The organism is Rhodanobacter sp. Root627 (genome assembly GCF_001427835.1).
GTDB lineage: Bacteria > Pseudomonadota > Gammaproteobacteria > Xanthomonadales > Rhodanobacteraceae > Rhodanobacter > Rhodanobacter ginsenosidimutans.
In genome coordinates this window covers 164,275-182,015 of record NZ_LMGW01000003.1, presented here as the reverse complement: position 1 = coordinate 182,015, position 17,741 = coordinate 164,275, and the positions used below count along the sequence as shown (strand labels likewise).

The 17,741-nt window shown below is 66.1% G+C and carries 16 protein-coding genes; 13 read left to right on the top strand and 3 right to left on the bottom strand.

Features of this window, described 5'->3' with window-relative positions:
• Positions 1-40: 40 nt before the first annotated feature.
• A complete protein-coding gene (locus ASD68_RS13655; RefSeq protein WP_056607763.1) occupies positions 41-1,639 on the bottom strand; it encodes a transglutaminase domain-containing protein in 1,599 nt (532 codons plus the stop codon).
• 165 nt (positions 1,640-1,804) lie between these two features.
• On the opposite strand from ASD68_RS13655, the gene ASD68_RS13650 reads away from it, so the two are divergent.
• From ASD68_RS13650 to ASD68_RS13595, 12 genes are all read left to right on the top strand, one after another.
• Positions 1,805-2,956, top strand: a complete 1,152-nt coding sequence (locus tag ASD68_RS13650; protein ID WP_056607762.1) for a DUF819 family protein — start codon at positions 1,805-1,807, stop codon at positions 2,954-2,956.
• A gap of 20 nt (positions 2,957-2,976) precedes the next feature.
• Complete coding sequence (locus ASD68_RS13645; RefSeq protein ID WP_056608077.1) at positions 2,977-4,377, top strand: SH3 domain-containing protein; 1,401 nt, start codon at positions 2,977-2,979, stop codon at positions 4,375-4,377.
• Between the two features lie 50 nt (positions 4,378-4,427).
• Positions 4,428-5,525, top strand: coding sequence for a dipeptide epimerase (locus tag ASD68_RS13640; RefSeq protein WP_056607761.1), 1,098 nt, complete (start codon positions 4,428-4,430; stop codon positions 5,523-5,525).
• Positions 5,525-6,382: a MurR/RpiR family transcriptional regulator gene (locus ASD68_RS13635; protein WP_056607760.1), complete on the top strand. Its 858-nt coding sequence runs from the start codon at positions 5,525-5,527 to the stop codon at positions 6,380-6,382. The genes ASD68_RS13640 and ASD68_RS13635 overlap by 1 nt, the downstream gene beginning before the upstream one ends.
• Before the next feature lie 100 nt (positions 6,383-6,482).
• Positions 6,483-7,154 carry a L,D-transpeptidase family protein gene (locus ASD68_RS13630; protein ID WP_235578760.1) on the top strand — a complete coding sequence of 224 codons (672 nt, stop codon included), beginning with the start codon at positions 6,483-6,485 and terminating at the stop codon, positions 7,152-7,154.
• Positions 7,151-8,407 (top strand): dicarboxylate/amino acid:cation symporter, encoded by a 1,257-nt coding sequence (locus ASD68_RS13625; RefSeq protein ID WP_056607758.1) that lies wholly within the window; start codon positions 7,151-7,153, stop codon positions 8,405-8,407. The genes ASD68_RS13630 and ASD68_RS13625 overlap by 4 nt, the downstream gene beginning before the upstream one ends.
• Positions 8,408-8,633: 226 nt before the next feature.
• Positions 8,634-9,908: a M20 family metallopeptidase gene (locus tag ASD68_RS13620; RefSeq protein WP_056607757.1), complete on the top strand. Its 1,275-nt coding sequence runs from the start codon at positions 8,634-8,636 to the stop codon at positions 9,906-9,908.
• A 35-nt stretch (positions 9,909-9,943) separates the two neighbouring features.
• On the top strand, positions 9,944-10,600 hold the full coding sequence (locus tag ASD68_RS13615) for a trimeric intracellular cation channel family protein (RefSeq protein WP_200945418.1): 657 nt from the start codon (positions 9,944-9,946) through the stop codon (positions 10,598-10,600).
• Positions 10,601-10,859: 259 nt separating this feature from the next.
• Complete coding sequence (locus ASD68_RS13610; RefSeq protein WP_007081216.1) at positions 10,860-11,456, top strand: aminodeoxychorismate/anthranilate synthase component II; 597 nt, start codon at positions 10,860-10,862, stop codon at positions 11,454-11,456.
• A 17-nt stretch (positions 11,457-11,473) separates the two neighbouring features.
• Positions 11,474-12,517, top strand: a complete 1,044-nt coding sequence (trpD, locus tag ASD68_RS13605; protein ID WP_082546089.1) for an anthranilate phosphoribosyltransferase — start codon at positions 11,474-11,476, stop codon at positions 12,515-12,517.
• Positions 12,518-12,543: 26 nt separating this feature from the next.
• Positions 12,544-13,338, top strand: a complete 795-nt coding sequence (gene trpC, locus ASD68_RS13600) for an indole-3-glycerol phosphate synthase TrpC (protein WP_056607754.1) — start codon at positions 12,544-12,546, stop codon at positions 13,336-13,338.
• A 5-nt stretch (positions 13,339-13,343) separates the two neighbouring features.
• Complete coding sequence (locus ASD68_RS13595; RefSeq protein WP_056607752.1) at positions 13,344-14,039, top strand: HAD family hydrolase; 696 nt, start codon at positions 13,344-13,346, stop codon at positions 14,037-14,039.
• A 120-nt stretch (positions 14,040-14,159) separates the two neighbouring features.
• Here the strand turns inward: ASD68_RS13595 and crp are convergent, their stop codons facing one another.
• Positions 14,160-14,855 (bottom strand): cAMP-activated global transcriptional regulator CRP, encoded by a 696-nt coding sequence (gene crp / locus ASD68_RS13590; protein ID WP_056084840.1) that lies wholly within the window; start codon positions 14,853-14,855, stop codon positions 14,160-14,162.
• Positions 14,856-15,103: 248 nt separating this feature from the next.
• Here crp and speD point away from each other — a divergent pair, with 248 nt between their 5' ends.
• A complete protein-coding gene (speD, locus tag ASD68_RS13585; protein WP_056608075.1) occupies positions 15,104-15,919 on the top strand; it encodes an adenosylmethionine decarboxylase in 816 nt (271 codons plus the stop codon).
• Positions 15,920-15,981: 62 nt separating this feature from the next.
• Here speD and ASD68_RS13580 read toward each other — a convergent pair whose 3' ends face one another.
• Positions 15,982-17,709 (bottom strand): IlvD/Edd family dehydratase, encoded by a 1,728-nt coding sequence (locus tag ASD68_RS13580; RefSeq protein WP_056084844.1) that lies wholly within the window; start codon positions 17,707-17,709, stop codon positions 15,982-15,984.
• Positions 17,710-17,741: the final 32 nt, after the last annotated feature.

Below are 17,741 nucleotides of genomic sequence, written 5' to 3'. Positions count from 1 at the left end.
CCCATCGACGCCGTCGATGCCTCTTTATGAAAGCTGCTGGTTAGTTGCTTTTGCGTCCCTGCGTCGCTGCCTGGATCTGCCAATCGAAGCCGTAATCCCACTGGTCGAAGTAGAGGTTGCCCCCGCGCCACTCCACTTCGCCGCGCTGCGAGTCCACGTTGTCGGACCGGAAATGCTGCTTCGGCGGCACGAACGTGCGGCCGTAGTCGTTGTTGAATGCGATGCGGTAGTTGTCGAGGCCGCCGAGGTAGAACCACGCCAGCGCCTGGTCGTCGCCGGCGCCGGGCTGCAGCCGGCCGGTGGTCACGTCCATCGGCACCCAGCCGTACGGCGCCAGGTACAGATAGCCCCAGTCGTGGATGTTGCTGTAATCGGTGCCGTCGTCCGAAAACACCATCCCGGACTGCCAGCGCGTGGGGATGCCGTTGAGCCGCAGCAGGGTCATCAGCAGCAGGGTCTGCTGGCCGCAATCGGCGTGGCCGGCGTGCAGCGCGTAGTCGCTGATGTTGCTGATGGTGGAGTACTCGCGCGCGCCGGCCCAGGGAATCCTGTCGACCGCCGCGAACAGCTTCTGCGCGATGCGGTACGGGTTCTTCTCGTCGCCAACGACCTTGCGCGAGAACGCGCGCATCGCGTCGGTGAACACGATGTGCGGCGGACGCTCGGCCAGGTACGGCGCCAGTTCGGCCTCCGCGTGGGCCGTGCCGTGGACGGGGAAGATGGAGCAGGGCGCTGCATCGTCGTGGCCATCCCTGCACTGCACGGCTTCCGCGCTGGCGGCGGAGAGCGGTGTCACCCTGGCCGGGTCGATGGCGTGGTACTGGGCAAACAGGGTCAGCTCGTAGGTCACCGAGAATTCGGTCTTCTTTCCCGCCACCGCGGGCTGCTCCAGGTACACCGTGCGCTGCAGGGCGGACGCGGGCGCGATGCGATGCTGCGCCGGCACGCTGGCGATGTAGCGAATGTCCTGCTGCTGGCCCGGCACCGCCTGCGGGTAGGGAATCCACGCGCTCACGGTTTCACCGGCGGGCACGGCGTCGGCATCCACGGTAAGCGTTTGCGTCATGCGCACGCGGCGCGGCAGCACGCTGCTGCGGTGTTCGGCCAGCGCGGCGTGGTAGATCGCGCGCTGCGCGTCGTTCAACGATTCCATCGGGCCGTCGGTGATCGGCGTCTGCACCGCGCGCCGCGCCACCGCTTCGGGGCTGAGGCGGAACAGGTTGCCCGGCGAGCGCTTGAAGTACAGCGTGCGGCCGTCGATGACCTGGTGTTCGAACAGCCCGGCCGCGTTCCACTTGGCGAACTCGGCGTCGGTGAGGTCGGGGATCTGCTTGCGCACGCGCGTCTCGACGTCGTCGGCATCGAGGGTGAAGTCGAGCAGGATGCGGCGCATGCGCTCGCGTTGGAACGTCAGTGCGCGCCGCCGCTCGGCGGAAAGTTGCGGCTGGGCCAGCGCGCGGTTGATCGCCGCCTGCGCCTCGTGGAAATGCCCGGCGTCGATCTGCGCGATGATGGGCGCCACGACGCGGTTGTCATCCTGCGGGTTGGCCAGCAGCGGGCCGGCGAACAGCAGCGCGAGCAGCGCCAGCGCCAAACGCCGCCCACGTGGTTTCACTGCGACAGGTAACCGTGAGTGCATCGCGCCATGCCCGCCTTGAAGACCCCAGATGCGGCTGTGTAACACGCTTGCAAATGCTGGTCAATAATTTATGCTTCGATTGAACTTGAAAAGAATCACCTATTCCTTGGCGGCGCAAACCGGCCCGTTGGCGCGCATCGGCGAACGGCCCACAAGGGGACGCATGTGATCCAAACGGTCTGGCCCTACCTGGCGGTGATGCTGTTGGCCGCCGGGCTGTTTCCGGCGGTCGAACGGCGTACCGGCTGGAAGCTGTTTTCGGTGTTGCCACCGATCGTGCTGACCTACCTGCTGGTGACCGCGTTGGCGGTGTCGGGGCTGTGGCAGGTCAACGCGGAGATCCATGCGGCGCAATCGATGCTGGTGTCGCATCTGGTGCCGGCGCTGCTGTTCCTGTTGATGATCAATTGCGACCTGCGCGCGATCTGGGCGCTGGGCCCGCGCGTGCTGGCCGTGTTTGCCTGCACGTCGGTGAGCCTGTTCGTGGCGTTCATCAGCACTTTCCTGATCTACCGTGGCTGGCTGCCGGGCGATACCTGGCAGCCGCTGGCGGCGCTGAGCGGCAGCTGGGTCGGCGGCACCGCCAACATGATCGCGGTGAAGCAATCGATCGGCATGTCGGATGCGCTGCTGGCGATGTCGCTGTTGACCGATGCGCTGTGCTACTCGATGTGGGTGGTGGTGCTGTTTTCGGTGGCGCGGCTGGCGCCGGCGTTCAACCGCTGGACTGGCGCGAAATCCAGTGGCGATCTGGAGGTGGCGGCGGCGAAACCGACCGGGCCCACCACGCCGGAAAGCGTGCTGCTGTGGCTGGGCATGGCCTTGCTGGCGGCCGCGCTGGCCGGCTGGCTGGCCACGAAGTTGCCCACCTCCAGCATGCTCAGCGCGACCACCTGGACCATCCTGCTGGCCACCGGCGCGGGCCTGGTGGTGGCGCATACGCCATTGGCGCGCTACCCCGGTGCGGGCGCGATTTCCGGTGCGCTGTTGATCAGCGTGGTGGCGGTGCTGGCCTCGCAAAGCAACTTCCATGGCATCGCCGCCGCGCCGCTGTACCTGCTGTGCGGTGTCACCGTCATCGCAATCCACGCGGTGCTGCTGGTGGGTTTCGCCAAGCTGTTCCGCTTCGATCTGTTCCTGTGCGGCATCGCTTCGCTGGCGCATATCGGCGGCGTGGCGGCCACACCGATCCTGGCGGCCAGTTACTCAAAATCGCTGGTGCCGGTGGGGATTCTGCTGGCTCTGCTGGGTTATATCCTCGGTACCGGCTTCGGCATCGTGGTGGCACACCTGATGTCGATGATGGCGCTCGGTTGAACTTCTACAGGACCCGGATGATGCGATTGCCCTTACTCGTTTCCCTGCTGACGTTCGCCTTCGTTGCTACGCCGGTGTCGGCGCGCCAGACACCATCCACCTTGACGGTGCCGCCCTCGGGCGTGCTGGGCGTGGGCGAGGCGCAATTGACGCCCGCGTTCTGGATCGGTCTGCAGGCGCAACCGGATCGGGTGATCCTGGATAGCGCGGCGATCGCGGCGCAGAACGCGAAGCTTATGCAGCGCGATCCGTCGATGCACGACCTGCGCGCCCTGCCGACCACACTGGATCGCCCGCGGGTGACGGGCTGGATCAAATCGCTGTCCACGCTGCCCACGCATCCGCTGTACGACGTCAATGGCAAGCCGGTACCCGCCTCTGCGCTGCAGGCGATAGCCGCCAATGCGGCGCTGGACGCGATCCCCGCGCAACAGGAAACCCGCTACGGTCTGGTGGTGCGCCGCGCCGCGCTGCGCGGCTTTCCCACCACGCTGCGGGTGTTCAGTTCCGACGACGACACCGACATCGACCGCTTCCAGGAGACCGCGGAATTCCCCGGCACCCCGGTGGTGATCGCGCACACCAGCGCCGACGGCAAGTGGCTGTTCGTGGTCAGCCCGCGCTACGCGGCGTGGACCGGGAAAGAGAACGTGGCCGAAGGCAGCGCGGCGCAAGTGTTCGGTTATGCCGACAAGAAACCGTATCGCGTGGTGACGGGCGCCAGCGTGCACACCGTATTCACCCGCGAGCAGCCGGCGCTGTCGCAACTGCAACTGGACATGGGCACGCGCGTGCCGCTGCTGACCGACCTGCCGCCGGACCAGCCGGTGAACGGGCAGACGCCGTACACCTCGCACGTGCTGCAACTGCCGCTGCGCGACGCCGACGGCAAACTGCAATTCGCGCCCGCGCTGCTGCAGAAAAACACCGACACCGCCGCCGACTACCTGCCGCTGACCCGCGCCAACCTGATCCGCCAGGCGTTCAAGTTCCTGGGTGAACGCTACGGCTGGGGCCATGCCTACGACGGCCGCGACTGCAGCGGTTTCGTGTCGGACGTCTATCGCAGCATGGGCGTGCAGATGCCGCGCAACACCAGCAAGCAGGCGATCAGCCCCGCGCTGACGCATCGCGTGTTCGCCGACAAGGACAACCGCCAGGATCGCATCGCGGCGGCGTACGCGCTGCAGACGGGCGACCTGGTCTACATCCCCGGCCACGTGATGATGGTGCTGGGTCAGTTCAACGGCCAGCCGTACGTGATCCACGACGTGGGCGGCATGAGTTACCGCAAGGCCGACGGCAGCCGGGCGCGGATCAAGCTCAACGCGGTCTCGGTGACGCCGCTGCTGCCACTGCTGTTCAACGACAAGCAGACGTTTGTCGATCGCATGACCAGCATCGTGCGCATCCGCCCCTAGCCGCATCACGAAGAAAAGTTCGAGGACACGGATTCCATGAAGGCTTACGAATGAAGATCACCGACATCAAGTTCGGCATGTTGCGGGTGCCGCTGAAAACGCCGTTCAAGACCGCGTTGCGCACCGTCAACATGGTCGAGGACATCGTGGTGATGGTGCACACCGACAGCGGCAACGTCGGCTACGGCGAGGCGCCGGCCACGGCCGTGATCACCGGCGACACGCACGGCTCGATCATCGACGCGATCCGCCATTACATCTCGCCGCGGCTGATCGGCCAGGACATCGCCGACCTCAACCACCTCACCCAGCTGATCCAAGGCGCGATGGAGAAGAACACCAGCGCCAAGGCGGCGGTGGAAATCGCCATCTACGACCTGTGGGGCCAGCTCTACGGCGCGCCGCTGTACAAGTTGCTTGGCGGCGGCGACCCGGTGATCACCACCGACATCACCATCAGTGTCGACTACATCGACAAGATGGTGGCCGACTCCGTGGAGGCGGTGGAGCGCGGCTTCGAGTCGCTGAAGATCAAGGTGGGCAAGGACATCGGCGTGGACATCGACCGGGTCAAGGCGATCTACGCGGCGGTGGAAGGGCGCGCGTTGTTGCGGCTGGATGCGAACCAGGGATGGACGGCCAAACAGGCGGTGTACGCGCTGCAGACGCTGGAGGATGCGGGCATCAAGCTGGAGCTGATCGAGCAGCCGGTGAAGGCGCGCGACCTGGCCGGCATGCGCTACGTCACCGAGCGCGTGCACACGCCGGTGATGGCCGACGAAAGCGTGTTCGGCCCGATGGAGGTGATCGAGCTGATCCGCCTGCGCGCGGCCGACATCATCAACATCAAGCTGATGAAAACCGGCGGCATCTCCAACGCGGTGAAGATCGCCGACATCGCCGCGATGTACGGCGTGGAATGCATGATCGGCTGCATGCTGGAAAGCAGCATCAGCGTGGCCGCCGCCGTGCACGTGGCGGTGGCCAAATCCAGCGTGATCACCAAGATCGACCTGGACGGGCCGTCGCTGTCCCAGTTCAACCCGGTCGACGGTGGGGTAATCTTCAACGAATCGGAGATCTCGGTGACGGACGCGCCCGGCCTGGGCATTCGCGAGATCAGGGGATTGGAGGAGATCGAAGCCTGATGTCGCCGCTGGTCAAAATCCGCTCCGAACGTGACCGGATGTCGGCGGTGGAGCGGCGTATCGCCGACTTCATCCTGGAAAACGCGCAGTTGCTGCGCGATTACTCCTCGCAGCAACTGGCCAATGCCCTGGGCATCAGCCAGTCCAGCGTGGTGAAGTTCACCCAGAAGCTGGGCTACAAGGGCTATCCCGACCTGAAGTATTCCGTGGGCGAGGCCAATGCCCGCGCCGACAATGGCGATGCACCCGAGCATGCCGCGTCGGCCGATGGCGAAGCGGCCGGCGTGTTTGCCGGCAACCTGTGGCGGCGCAAGTCGGAGGCGGAGGAGGCCACCCGCCTGATCAATCCGGCGGAAACCATCGAGGCCGTCGCCGCCGCCATCGGCCAGGCCGGCCAGAACGGCAAGGTGTTCATCATCGGCCTGGGCGAGGACGACATCTACGCCCGCGGCTTTGCGCTGAAGCTGTCGCTGCTGGGCATCCTCACCGTGCACAACTTCGACACCGCGCGGATGACCGCCAACGTGTCCGCCGCCAGCGCGGGCGACGTGCTGCTGGTGTTTTCCGAGCACGGCAACCATCAGGCCTTGTGCAAGATCGCCCGCTATTTCCGCGAACGCCGTGGCCAGGTGATCACCGTGACGCGGCACACCGCCAACCCGCTGCGCACGCTGGCCGACATCGCGCTGGTGGTATCGGCGCATGACGAGCTGCCGTACATCCAGCCGCTGCTGTACCAATCGGCGTTGCAGCATCTGCTCGATGGCCTGTTCGTCCTGCTGTGCGAAGGCCATGACGATCGCCATGCCCAATTGCTGGCCAACCTCGACCGCATCCAGTTGATGCTGGAGCCTTGATTTGGCCGTCCACGCCTCCCTGCCGGCCGTTCTTGCGTTCGCCCTCATCGGCGCGGGTCATGCCGGCACGTCGAGCGTTCCCTGGCACGACGCTCGCCAGATGATCGTGGTGACCACCGCCGACTGGAACGCCGACCACGGCGTGTTGCACACCTTCGAACGAGAGCACGGCCATTGGCAGATGGTGAAAAGCGCCACGCCGGTGACGATCGGCAAGAACGGCGCGGGCTGGGGGCTTGGATTGCATGCGCCGCAAAGCAATGGCCCGGTGAAGCGCGAGGGCGACAACCGCAGTCCGGCCGGTGTGTTCCGCATCGGCGAGGCCTTCGGCTACGCGGCCCATGCCGATACCGCCATGCCGTATCGCGCGCTGAGCGCCAGCGACTGGTGCGTCGATGTCAGCACCTCGCCGCAATACAACCGCATCGTCGACGCCAAGGTGGTGGGCACCGCGGCGGTGAAAGGCGCCAGCGAGCCGATGCGGCGCGACCTGCATTTCGATGGCGACCAGCGTTATCGCCAGGGCTTCGTGATCGAACACAACCCCGACGCGAAACCACAGGCGGGTAGCTGCATTTTTGCCCACCTGTGGAAATCACCCACCGCGGCCACCGCCGGTTGCACCGCGATGACGCCGGCGGTAATGCAGTCGCTGCTGGCCTGGCTGAAGCCGCAGGATCATCCGGTGTTCGTGTTGTTGCCGCAGGCCGAGTACCAGCGTCTGCGTTCCAGCTGGCAATTGCCGGCGCTTGCCGCCGGGGAGGCGCGGTGAGTGCCACCGCCCGCGTCCTGATCGGCCTCGCCGCCGGCGCGGTGATCGGCCTGGTGCTCGCCGGCTGGCATCCGGCCGTGGCCATCCAGGTGGCCAATGTAGTGCAGCCGATCGGCAAGCTGTGGTTGAACGCGTTGCAGATGACAGTGGTGCCGCTGGTATTGGCGCTGGTGGTGCTGGGTGTGAACACCGCCAGCGACGCGGCCGCTTCGGGTCGCATCGCGCGGCGCGCCATCGTGGTGTTCATCGTGGTGCTGACCGGCGGCGCGCTGTTCGCCGCGTTCGCCGCGCCGTTCGTGTTTTCGCTGTTTGCGCACGACCCGGCGCTGACCGCCGCGCTGGGCCACGCGGCCTTGCCCACGGCGGCGCAGGCCGCGCCGGTCGACTGGGTGGATGCGCTCACCGCCATCGTGCCGCACAACGCGATCATGGCTGCAGCGCAAAGTGCGATGCTGCCGCTGGTGGTGTTTGCGCTGTTCCTGGGTTTTGCCTTGACCCACGTGTCGGTGGAGCGCCGCGCGTTGCTGCTGGATTTCTTCCAGGCGATTGCCGACGCGATGATCGTGATCGTGCGCTGGGTGTTGTGGGCGGCGCCGCTGGGCGTGTTCGCGCTGATCCTGTCGGTGTGCGCGCGTTCGGGTCTGGGCATGCTCAGCGCGCTGGGCGTGTACGTGCTGGTCGAGTGCCTGCTGTACCTGTCGGTCACCGTGATGATGCTGCCGCTGGCGGTGGGTTTCGGTGGCGAGCGCTGGCGCCGCTTCGCGCTGGCGCTGGTGCCGCCGCAGGTGGTGGCGATCAGCACGCAGTCGTCGCTGGCCTCGCTGCCGGCGATGCTGGAAAGCGCCGATCGCCGGTTGGGCTATCCCAAGGCCGTGGCCGGCCTGGTGCTGCCGATGGCGGTTACCCTGTTTCGCCTCACCAGCCCGGTGCAGTACATGACCTCGGCTGCGTTCATCGCCTGGGCCTACGGCGTGGACCTGTCCACCGCGCAACTCATCGCCGGTGCGCTGCTGGCGGTGGTGGTGAGCCTGGGTTCGGTGGGCCTGCCCGGCCAGGTCACCTTCATCGCCACCAACCTGCCCGTGGCGCAGGCAATGGGCCTGCCACTGAGCCCGCTGGGCCTGATGCTGGCAGTGGACACCATCCCTGATGCGCTGGCCACGCTGGGCAATGTCACCGGCGACCTGACCGCCACCAGCGTGGTGGCGCGGCAGTCGCGCAACGACACGGCGCCGGCGCCCGATCTGCTGTAAGGCGCTGGATCGCGATCGCATCGTCAACTGTTGCGTGGAGTACGTACCCGACGGCGTGAGGGCGGGAGTTCACCCCTTCGAAACGCAGGCCGGGCGCATCATCCTTATGACGTCCACTTCAGTTTTTGGGCCGCCGCCTAATCAACAGATCACCGCCATCCGTGGGCTCAGCGCCGTCGGCCGCCCATGATGCTTCCTCACGTTTCGCGCCAGGAGTGCCAACGCGATGACCGACCACCCCACCCCCTCCGACGAAACGCTGCAGGACCATCTCCGCGCGCTGCTGCCACGATTGGAGGCGCTGTACACCGACATCCACGCGCATCCCGAACTCTCCATGCAGGAAACCCGCACCGCGGGCCTGGCCGCCGAGCACCTGCGCGCGGCCGGCTATGAAGTCAGCACCGGCGTCGGCAAGACCGGCGTGGTCGGCCTGTTGCGCAATGGCGACGGGCCGGTGGTGATGCTGCGCGCGGACATGGATGCGCTACCGGTGCAGGAAGCCACCGACGCGCCGTACGCCAGCAAGGTCACGGCGGTCGATCACGAAGGCAACACCGTGCCGGTGATGCACGCCTGTGGCCACGACATGCACGTCGCCTGGCTGGTCGGTGCCACCACCTTGATGGCGCAGCATCGCGACAGTTGGCAGGGCACGCTGATGGCGGTGTTCCAGCCGGCGGAGGAAACTGCCCAGGGCGCGCAGGCGATGATCGACGACGGCCTGTTCCAGCGTTTCCCGAAACCCGACGTGGTGCTGGGCCAGCACGTGATGGTGGGCCCGGCGGGTGCCATCGGCGGACGCAAGGGCGTGATCACCTCGGCCGCCGACAGCCTGCAGATCCGCCTGTTCGGGCGGGGCGCGCACGGGTCGATGCCGCAGGCCAGCATCGACCCGGTGGTGATGGCGGCATCGACGGTGCTGCGGCTGCAGACCATCGTGGCGCGAGAATTGGCGCCGACCGAGGCGGCGGTGCTCACGATCGGCTCGCTGCAGGCCGGCACCAAGGAAAACGTGATCCCCGACGAGGCCGTCATCAAGCTCAACGTGCGCACCTTCGACGAAGGCGTGCGCAAGCGCGTGCTGGCCGCGATCACCCGCATCGTCAACGCCGAGGCGGCGGCCTCGGGTGCGCCGAAGCCGCCGGAAATCACGCCGCTGGACAATTACTCGTTGGTGACCAACGACGACGACGCCACCACCAGGGTGGTCGATGCGTTCCGCAAGCACTTCCCGGCCGGGCGCATCCGCGAGACCGGGCCCACCTCGGCCAGCGAGGATTTCGGCTCGTTCGGTGCCGCGTGGAAGGTGCCGTCGGTGTTCTGGTTCGTCGGCAGCACCGACCCGGACGTCTACGCGAAGGCGAAGGTCGAGAACCGGCTCAACGAAATCCCGACCAACCACAACCCGCGCTTCCTGCCGGTACTCCACCCGACCCTGGAGGTCGGCGTGGAAACGCTGATGGTGGCCGCGCGGGCGTGGTTGTCGACAGCACGCTGAGCATGGAACACGCGACGCTCGCCACCCAGGCCGTGCTGCCCATCCTGCTGCAGCTGCTGGATCTGGGCGGCACCTTCGTCTTCGCCATCAGCGGCGCGATGGTCGCGGTCAGGCATCGGCTCGACATCTTCGGCGTGCTGGTGCTGGCATTCGCGGCGGGCAATGCGGGCGGCATCACGCGCGACCTGATGATCGGCGCGGTGCCACCGGCGGCGATTGCCGACCTGAAGTATGCCGGCGTGTCCGCGCTGGCCGGGTTGATCACCTTCTTCTGGTATCCGATGACCAACCGCCTGCGCAATGACGTGTTGTGGCTGGATGCGGTCGGGCTGGCGTTCTTCGCCGTAGCCGGCGCGCAGAAGGCGCTGGCCCACGGCATCGATCCGGTGATGGCGGCGCTGCTGGGCATGGTGACCGGCATCGGCGGCGGCATGCTGCGCGACGTGCTGGTGTCCGGCATCCCCACCGTGTTGCGCGCCGACCTGTATGCGCTGGCGGCGCTGGCCGGCGCCAGCGTGGTGGTGAGCGCCCACCTGCTGCACCTCTCGCCGATGCTGGCCGCCGTGGCCGGCGGCGGCGTCTGTTTCGCGCTGCGTTTCATGGCGATCCGGCATGGCTGGCACCTGCCGACCTCACGGCCGGCGCCTGCATCGGATGCGCCGCACCACCGGCACCACGATCAGGATCGCTGAAGGCGAAGCCCGAACTGGCTTGTGCCGATGCGCTGAAACATGAAATGAAACCGCGCTTCCCTGCGGCGCGCCATGAGGCATCAGCAAGCCGGCGGTGAGGGCCGGGGGAGTCCCGTGACTACGTTCAAGGCCGGATGCATGCGAAAATGGCCGTCTTGCACGGACTTTGCGATCAGCAGGCGCGCCGGTCCTGGCGGGATCGGCGGCTGCGGCGAGACCGTGGTAAAGATAGACAGGCAATCACTGGGACGCGCTCGAAATGCTTCTGATGATCGACAACTACGACAGCTTTACCTACAACCTCGTGCAGTACCTGGGCGAGCTGGGGCAGGAGGTGAAGGTGGTGCGCAATGATGCGCTGGACGTGGCCGGCATCCGTGCGCTGCGGCCCGAGCACATCATGATCTCGCCGGGGCCGGGCACGCCGGACGACGCCGGGGTGACGCTGGATCTGCTGCGCGGCCTGGCCGGCGAGATTCCGGTGTTCGGCGTGTGCCTGGGGCATCAGGCGATCGGACAGGCGTTCGGCGGCAAGGTGATTCGCGCCAAGCAGATCATGCACGGCAAGATTTCGCCGGTGCGCCATCGCGGGCAGGGCGTGTTCGCGGGTCTTCCCGATCCGTTCGAGGCCACGCGTTACCACTCGCTGGTGGTGGAGCAGTCGTCGCTGCCCGATTGCCTGGACGTTACCGCGTGGACGGAAAATGCGGATGGCTCGATCGACGAGATCATGGGCCTGCGCCACAAGGCGCTGCCGATCGAAGGCGTGCAGTTCCATCCCGAGTCGATCCTGACCCAGCACGGCCACGACCTGCTGCGCAATTTCCTCGGCCTGCCGCTGAAGCTGGCGGCATGAGCATGCCGGCCGAGGACATGGCGATCACGCCACGCGAAGCGCTGCAACGCACGATCGAACACCGCGAGATTTTCCACGACGAGATGATCTCGCTGATGCGCCAGATCATGCGCGGCGAGGTGAGCGCGCTGATGACGGCGGCAATCATCACCGGCCTGCGGGTGAAGAAGGAAACCATCGGCGAGATCACCGGCGCGGCGCGGGTGATGCGCGAGCTGTCGCTGAAAGTGCCGCTGGCGGGTACCGACGATCGCCACCTGCTGGACATCGTGGGCACCGGCGGCGACGGCGCGTCCAGCTTCAACATCTCCACCGCCTCGATGTTCGTGGCGGCGGCGGCCGGCGCGCGGGTGGCCAAGCACGGCGGGCGCAGCGTGTCGTCGAAATCCGGCAGCGCCGATGTGCTGGAGGCGCTGGGTGCGGTGATCGACCTGAATCCCGCGCAGGTCGCTCAATGCATGGCCGAGACCGACATCGGCTTCATGTTCGCGCCCAACCATCACCCGGCCATGAAGGTCGTGGCACCGGTGCGCAAGGAAATGGGCGTGCGCACGCTGTTCAACATCCTGGGCCCGCTGACCAATCCGGCCGGCGCGCCGAACATCCTGATGGGCGTGTTCCATCCCGACCTGGTTGGCATCCAGATCCGCGTGCTGCAGGCGCTGGGCGCGCAGCAGGCGCTGGTGGTGTGGGGCCGCGACGGCATGGACGAGATCTCGCTGGGCGCCTGCACGCTGGTGGGCGAACTGCGCGATGGCGTGGTGCGCGAGTATGAGGTGGAGCCGGAGGATTTCGGTTTGGCCATGGCCTCCAGCCGCAATTTGAAGGTGGAAGACGCGCAGGAATCGAAGGCGATGCTGTTGCAGGCGCTCGCCGGCGAGCCGGGCGTGCCGCATGACATTGTCTGCCTCAATGCTGGCGCGGCACTGTACGCCGCCGGTGTGGCCGACAGTATCGGCGCCGGCATCGAACAGGCCCGAGCCACGATTGCCAGCGGCGCCGCCCGTGCGAAAATGGACGCGTTCATCGCCACGACCCGCCGCCTTGCCGGTTTGTCCTAGCGCCTTACCCGAATAGCGAGCACGCCATGACCGACATCCTCAACCGGATTCTCGCCCGCAAGCAGGAAGAAATCGCCGAGCGCAGCGCCCAGCTGTCGGTGGCGGAGCTGACCGCGCGCATCGCGGATCTGCCTGCCACGCGCGGCTTTGCCGCGGCGATGGAGGCGAAGATCGATGCGGGCCTGCCGGCGGTGATCGCCGAGGTGAAAAAGGCCAGCCCCAGCAAGGGCGTGATCCGCGCCAATTTCGATCCGGCCGCCATCGCACGCAGCTACGAGGCCGCCGGGGCCGCCTGCCTGTCCGTGCTGACCGACAAGGATTTCTTCCAGGGCAGCGAGGCGTTCCTGCAGCAGGCGCGGGCCAACTGCTCGCTGCCGCTGCTGCGCAAGGATTTCATCATCGACCCCTACCAGGTGCATGAGGCCCGCGCGATCGGCGCCGACTGCATCCTGCTGATCGTGTCCGCGCTGGATGACGACGTGTTGCTGGAGCTTTCGCTGCTGGCGTCCGAGCTGGATCTGGACGTGTTGTGCGAAGTGCACGACGAGGACGAGCTGGAGCGCGCGCTGGCCTTGCCGGTGCCGCTGATCGGCGTCAACAACCGCAACCTGCGCACGTTCGAGACCTCGCTGGAAACCACGCTGTCATTGCAGGCGCTGATGGAATACGACCGCATCATGGTGGCCGAGTCCGGCATCCACACGCCGGATGACGTGGCGCGTTTGCGCGAGGGTGGCGTGCAGGCCTTCCTGGTCGGCGAAGCGTTCATGCGGGCGGAAAACCCCGGCAGCGAATTGCAGCGGCTGTTCACCACCGCCTGATCGCCATGTCCCCCGATGAAACCCAACCCCCGGCGGCATCGCCGGATACTGCCGCTGCGCGCGTGGTGCTGTTCGATTTCGACGGCGTGCTGATGCATGGCGATGCGTTCGCGCTGTTCGCGCGCGAACGCTATGCGCGCTCGCTGGGCTGCAAGCTGATGGCCCTGCTGTGCTCGCCGGTGCTGATCCTGCTGCTGCCGTTTTCGCGCAACTGGCCGATGCGCCTGCTGGCGCGGATTGCCCTGCTGGGCATGAGCGAGCGCACCTACCAGCGCAAGGCGGAAGCGTTCGCCGGCGTGCTGGTACGTCGCCCGCGCCAGTTCTGCCGCGACGGCGTGCGTGCGTTGCGGCAGCACCAGGCGGCCGGCGATCGGGTCATCGTGGTCACCGGCTGCGAGCACCATCTGGTCAGCAGCATGCTGAGCGAGCTGGGACTGACCGACATCGAGATCGTGGCCTCGCAGCTGCGTCCCAGCGCGATCGGCATGCGCCTGTTGCGCCACAACGTGGGCGCACGCAAGGTGAAGTCGCTGGCGCAATACGGCGTCAGCGCGTGGCAGCTGGCCTACAGCGATTCGCTGCAGGATGCGCCGATGCTGAAGCCGGCGGACGAAGCCGTGCTGGTCAACGGCACGCCGCGGTTGTGCAAGAAAGTGGAGAGGGCGCTGGGCCGCGCCGTGACCCGGGTGGCCTGGTACTGAACGACTGAATGCAGGAGCGACTTCAGTCGCGATGCTTCTGCTGATGCCCGAAGAAAGAGCATCGCGGCTGAAGCCGCTCCTACAATAAGCGCGCTCCGGTAGCCGTTCCGCGGGAGGGCCTCAGCGCGTACCGCGCACCACGATGGTCTTGCCGGACACGTCAATCATCCGCTGCTCTTCCAATTGCTTCAGTACGCGCCCCACCATCTCGCGCGAGCAGCCCACGATGCGGCTCACTTCCTGGCGCGAGATGCGGATCTGCGTGCCGTCGGGATGGGTCATGGCATCGGGCTCCTGGCACAAATCCAGCAGCGTGCGCGAGATGCGGTTGTTGACGTCCATGAATGCCATGCGGCTGACCTGGCGCGAGGTGCGCAGCAGCCGGTGGGTGAGTTGCGAGCCGATCGCGCAGAGGATCTTGGGGCATTCCTCGCGCAGCGGGCCTTCCATCAGCTGGAACAGCCGCTCGTAGCTGACCTCGGCCATCTCGCAGGGCGTGCGCGTGCGCACCACCGATTCGCGCGCCGCCTGTGCCACGAACAGCCCCATCTCGCCGATGAACTGGCCGCGGTTGATGTAGGCCAGGATCAGTTCACGACCTTGCTCATCCTCGGTGCAGACGGCCAGCGATCCCTCGACGACGTAGTACAGCGTATTGGCCGGATCGCCGGGACGGATGATCGCCGTCTTGCCCGGGTAGCGGCGGCGATGGCACAGCGCCAGGAAGCGCTCCATCGAGGCCGGATCGGGTGCGAAACCTAGTGGCGCCTGCGAGCTTTCGAAAGCTTGCTGAAGTTGATATTTGAGCTGGGCCAATTCAGTTTTCCCCTACTGGTAAATTCACGCATCTGTCGCGGTGCCGTTTCCGTCCCCTGCCGCCAGCTGAACATTATGGCAAACAAGAACGTCTTGCGGAGGTTCTGTTTTACTGCCGTTTGCCCCATACTTCGCGGTCTTTCGGCGGCGCTGAGCCTGTGCCCGCCGATTGCGAGGGTCGCGTCAGGTTTGAGCCTGCGCTTCAATACGATTCAGCGGGGACCCTTGTCGCTAACCCGCCTCTACAGCTGACCGAGCCTTTCGGTCATGGAGAGCCGCTTGTGAAACCACTCCCCCGCCTACGCCTGCAGGGTTTCAACAACCTGACCAAGGCGTTGAGCTTCAACATCTACGACATCTGCTACGCGGTGTCGGAGGAGCAGCGTGGCCGCTACATCGAGTATATCGATGAGCAGTACGATGCCGACCGCCTGACCCAGATCCTCACCGACGTGGCCGAGATCATCGGCGCCAACATCCTCAATATCGCACGCCAGGATTACGATCCGCAGGGCGCTTCGGTGACGATGCTGATTTCCGAAGAGCCGGTGGTGGAGAAGCTGGGCCGCGACTCGATCGCGGGCGCCGTCGTGGCGCACATGGACAAGAGCCACATCACTGTCCACACCTATCCGGAAACGCACCCGCACAACGGCATCGCCACCTTCCGCGCCGATATCGACGTGGCCACCTGCGGCGTGATTTCGCCGCTGAAGGCGCTGAACTACCTGATCGACAGCTTCGAGTCGGACATCGTGGTGTGCGACTACCGCGTGCGCGGCTTCACCCGCGACGTGAAGGGCAAGAAGCACTTCATCGACCACAAGATCAACTCGGTGCAGGACTACCTGGCCAAGCACATCCGCCAGAAATACGAGATGTTCGACGTCAACGTGTACCAGGAAAACATGTTCCACACGAAGATGCACATCAAGGACTTCGACCTGGACACCTACCTGTTCGAGTCGCACGCCGACGACCTGTCGTTCAAGGAGCGCCAGCGGATCGAGTCGCTGGTCAGCCGCGAGATCGAGGAACTGTTCCACGGCCGCAACCTGATGTGACGAAAAAACCCGCCGAAAGGCGGGTTTTTTCTGCGGCGTGGCGCGCTCGGCGCCAGGCCGGCTCAGTGCGAATCGCGCGGCACCTCGCTGCCGCTGCCGCCGACCAGGATGTCCAGGTCGGCACCGAGGTTGGCCTGCTGCACGTGGTCCACGTAGAGCTTGTACCAGCCGCGTTTCGGCACCTCGGGTGCTTTCCACAGCGCGCGCCGCCGTGCCAGTTCCTCGTCGGTCACATCCAGGTGGATGCGCCGCGCGGCCACGTCGAGCTCGATCATGTCGCCGTTCTGCACCAGCGCCAGCGGACCGCCGGCGGCGGCCTCGGGCGAGGTGTGCAGCACCACGGTGCCGTAGGCGGTGCCGCTCATGCGGCCGTCGGAGATGCGCACCATGTCGGTGATGCCACGCTTGAGCAGCTTGGGCGGCAGCGGCATGTTGCCCACTTCGGCCATGCCGGGGTAGCCGCGCGGGCCGCAGTTCTTCAGCACCATCACGCAGTGCTCGTCGATGTCCAGTGCGTCATCGTCGATGCGCGCATTCAGGTCCTCGATGTTCTCGAACACCACGGCGCGGCCGCGATGCTGCAGCAGGTGCGTGGACGCCGCCGAGGGTTTGATCACCGCGCCATCCGGCGCCAGGTTTCCACGCAGCACGGCGATGCCGGCATCGGGCTTGAACGGTTCGCTGGCGGTCGTGATGACGTCGCGATTCCAGCACGGCGCCGACGCCACGTTTTCGCCCAATGTCTTGCCATTTACGGTCAGCGCATCCAGGTGCAGGTGAGGAGCCATTTCGCGCAGTACGGCAGGCAGGCCGCCGGCGTAGTAGTAGTCCTCCATCAGGTGTTCGCCGGAGGGCTGCAGGTTGACCAGGCACGGGAGCTTCGAGCCAAGGTCATCCCAGTCCTTTAGATTGAGTTCCACGCCGATGCGTCCAGCCATGGCCAGCAGGTGGATGACCGCATTGGTCGATCCACCGATGGCCGCGTTGGCGACAATGGCATTCTCGAAGGCGTTGCGCGTCATGATCTTCGACATGCGCATGTCTTCGTGCACCATCTGCACGATGCGCCGCCCGCTGAGTTGCGCCAGCCGGTAGCGGCGCGAATCCACGGCGGGAATGGCGGCATTCTCGGGCAGCGACATGCCCAGGGCCTCGACCATGTTGGCCATGGTGGAGGCGGTGCCCATGGTCATGCAGGTGCCGCCCTTGGAGCGGTGCATGCAGGACTCGGCCTCGACGAAATCCTCCTGCTCCATTTCGCCGGCGCGAACCATTTCCGACATTTTCCACACGCCGGTACCCGAGCCGATCTTCTGCCCGCGCCAGCGGCCGGTGAGCATGGGGCCGCCGGACACGCCGATGGTCGGCAGGTCGCAGCTGGCCGCGCCCATCATCAGCGACGGCGTGGTCTTGTCGCAGCCCATCAACAGCACCACGCCATCGATCGGATTGGCGCGGATGGATTCCTCGACATCCATGCTGGCCAGGTTGCGGAACAGCATCGCGGTGGGGCGCATCTGGGTCTCGCCCAGCGACATCACCGGGAATTCGAGCGGGAAGCCGCCCGCCTCGTAGACACCGCGCTTGACGTACTCGGCCAGCTCGCGGAAATGCCCGTTGCACGGCGTCAGTTCCGACCAGGTGTTGCAGATGCCGATCACCGGCCGGCCATCGAAAAGATCGCTGGGATAGCCCTGGTTTTTCAGCCAGCTTCGGTAGAGGAAGCCACTCTTGCCTTCGTGGCCGAACCAGGATTGGCTGCGTCTTTTCGTGTCTTTGGGAGAAGTCATGGGTTAGCGATGTCCTTTGCTGGGGGATCCGT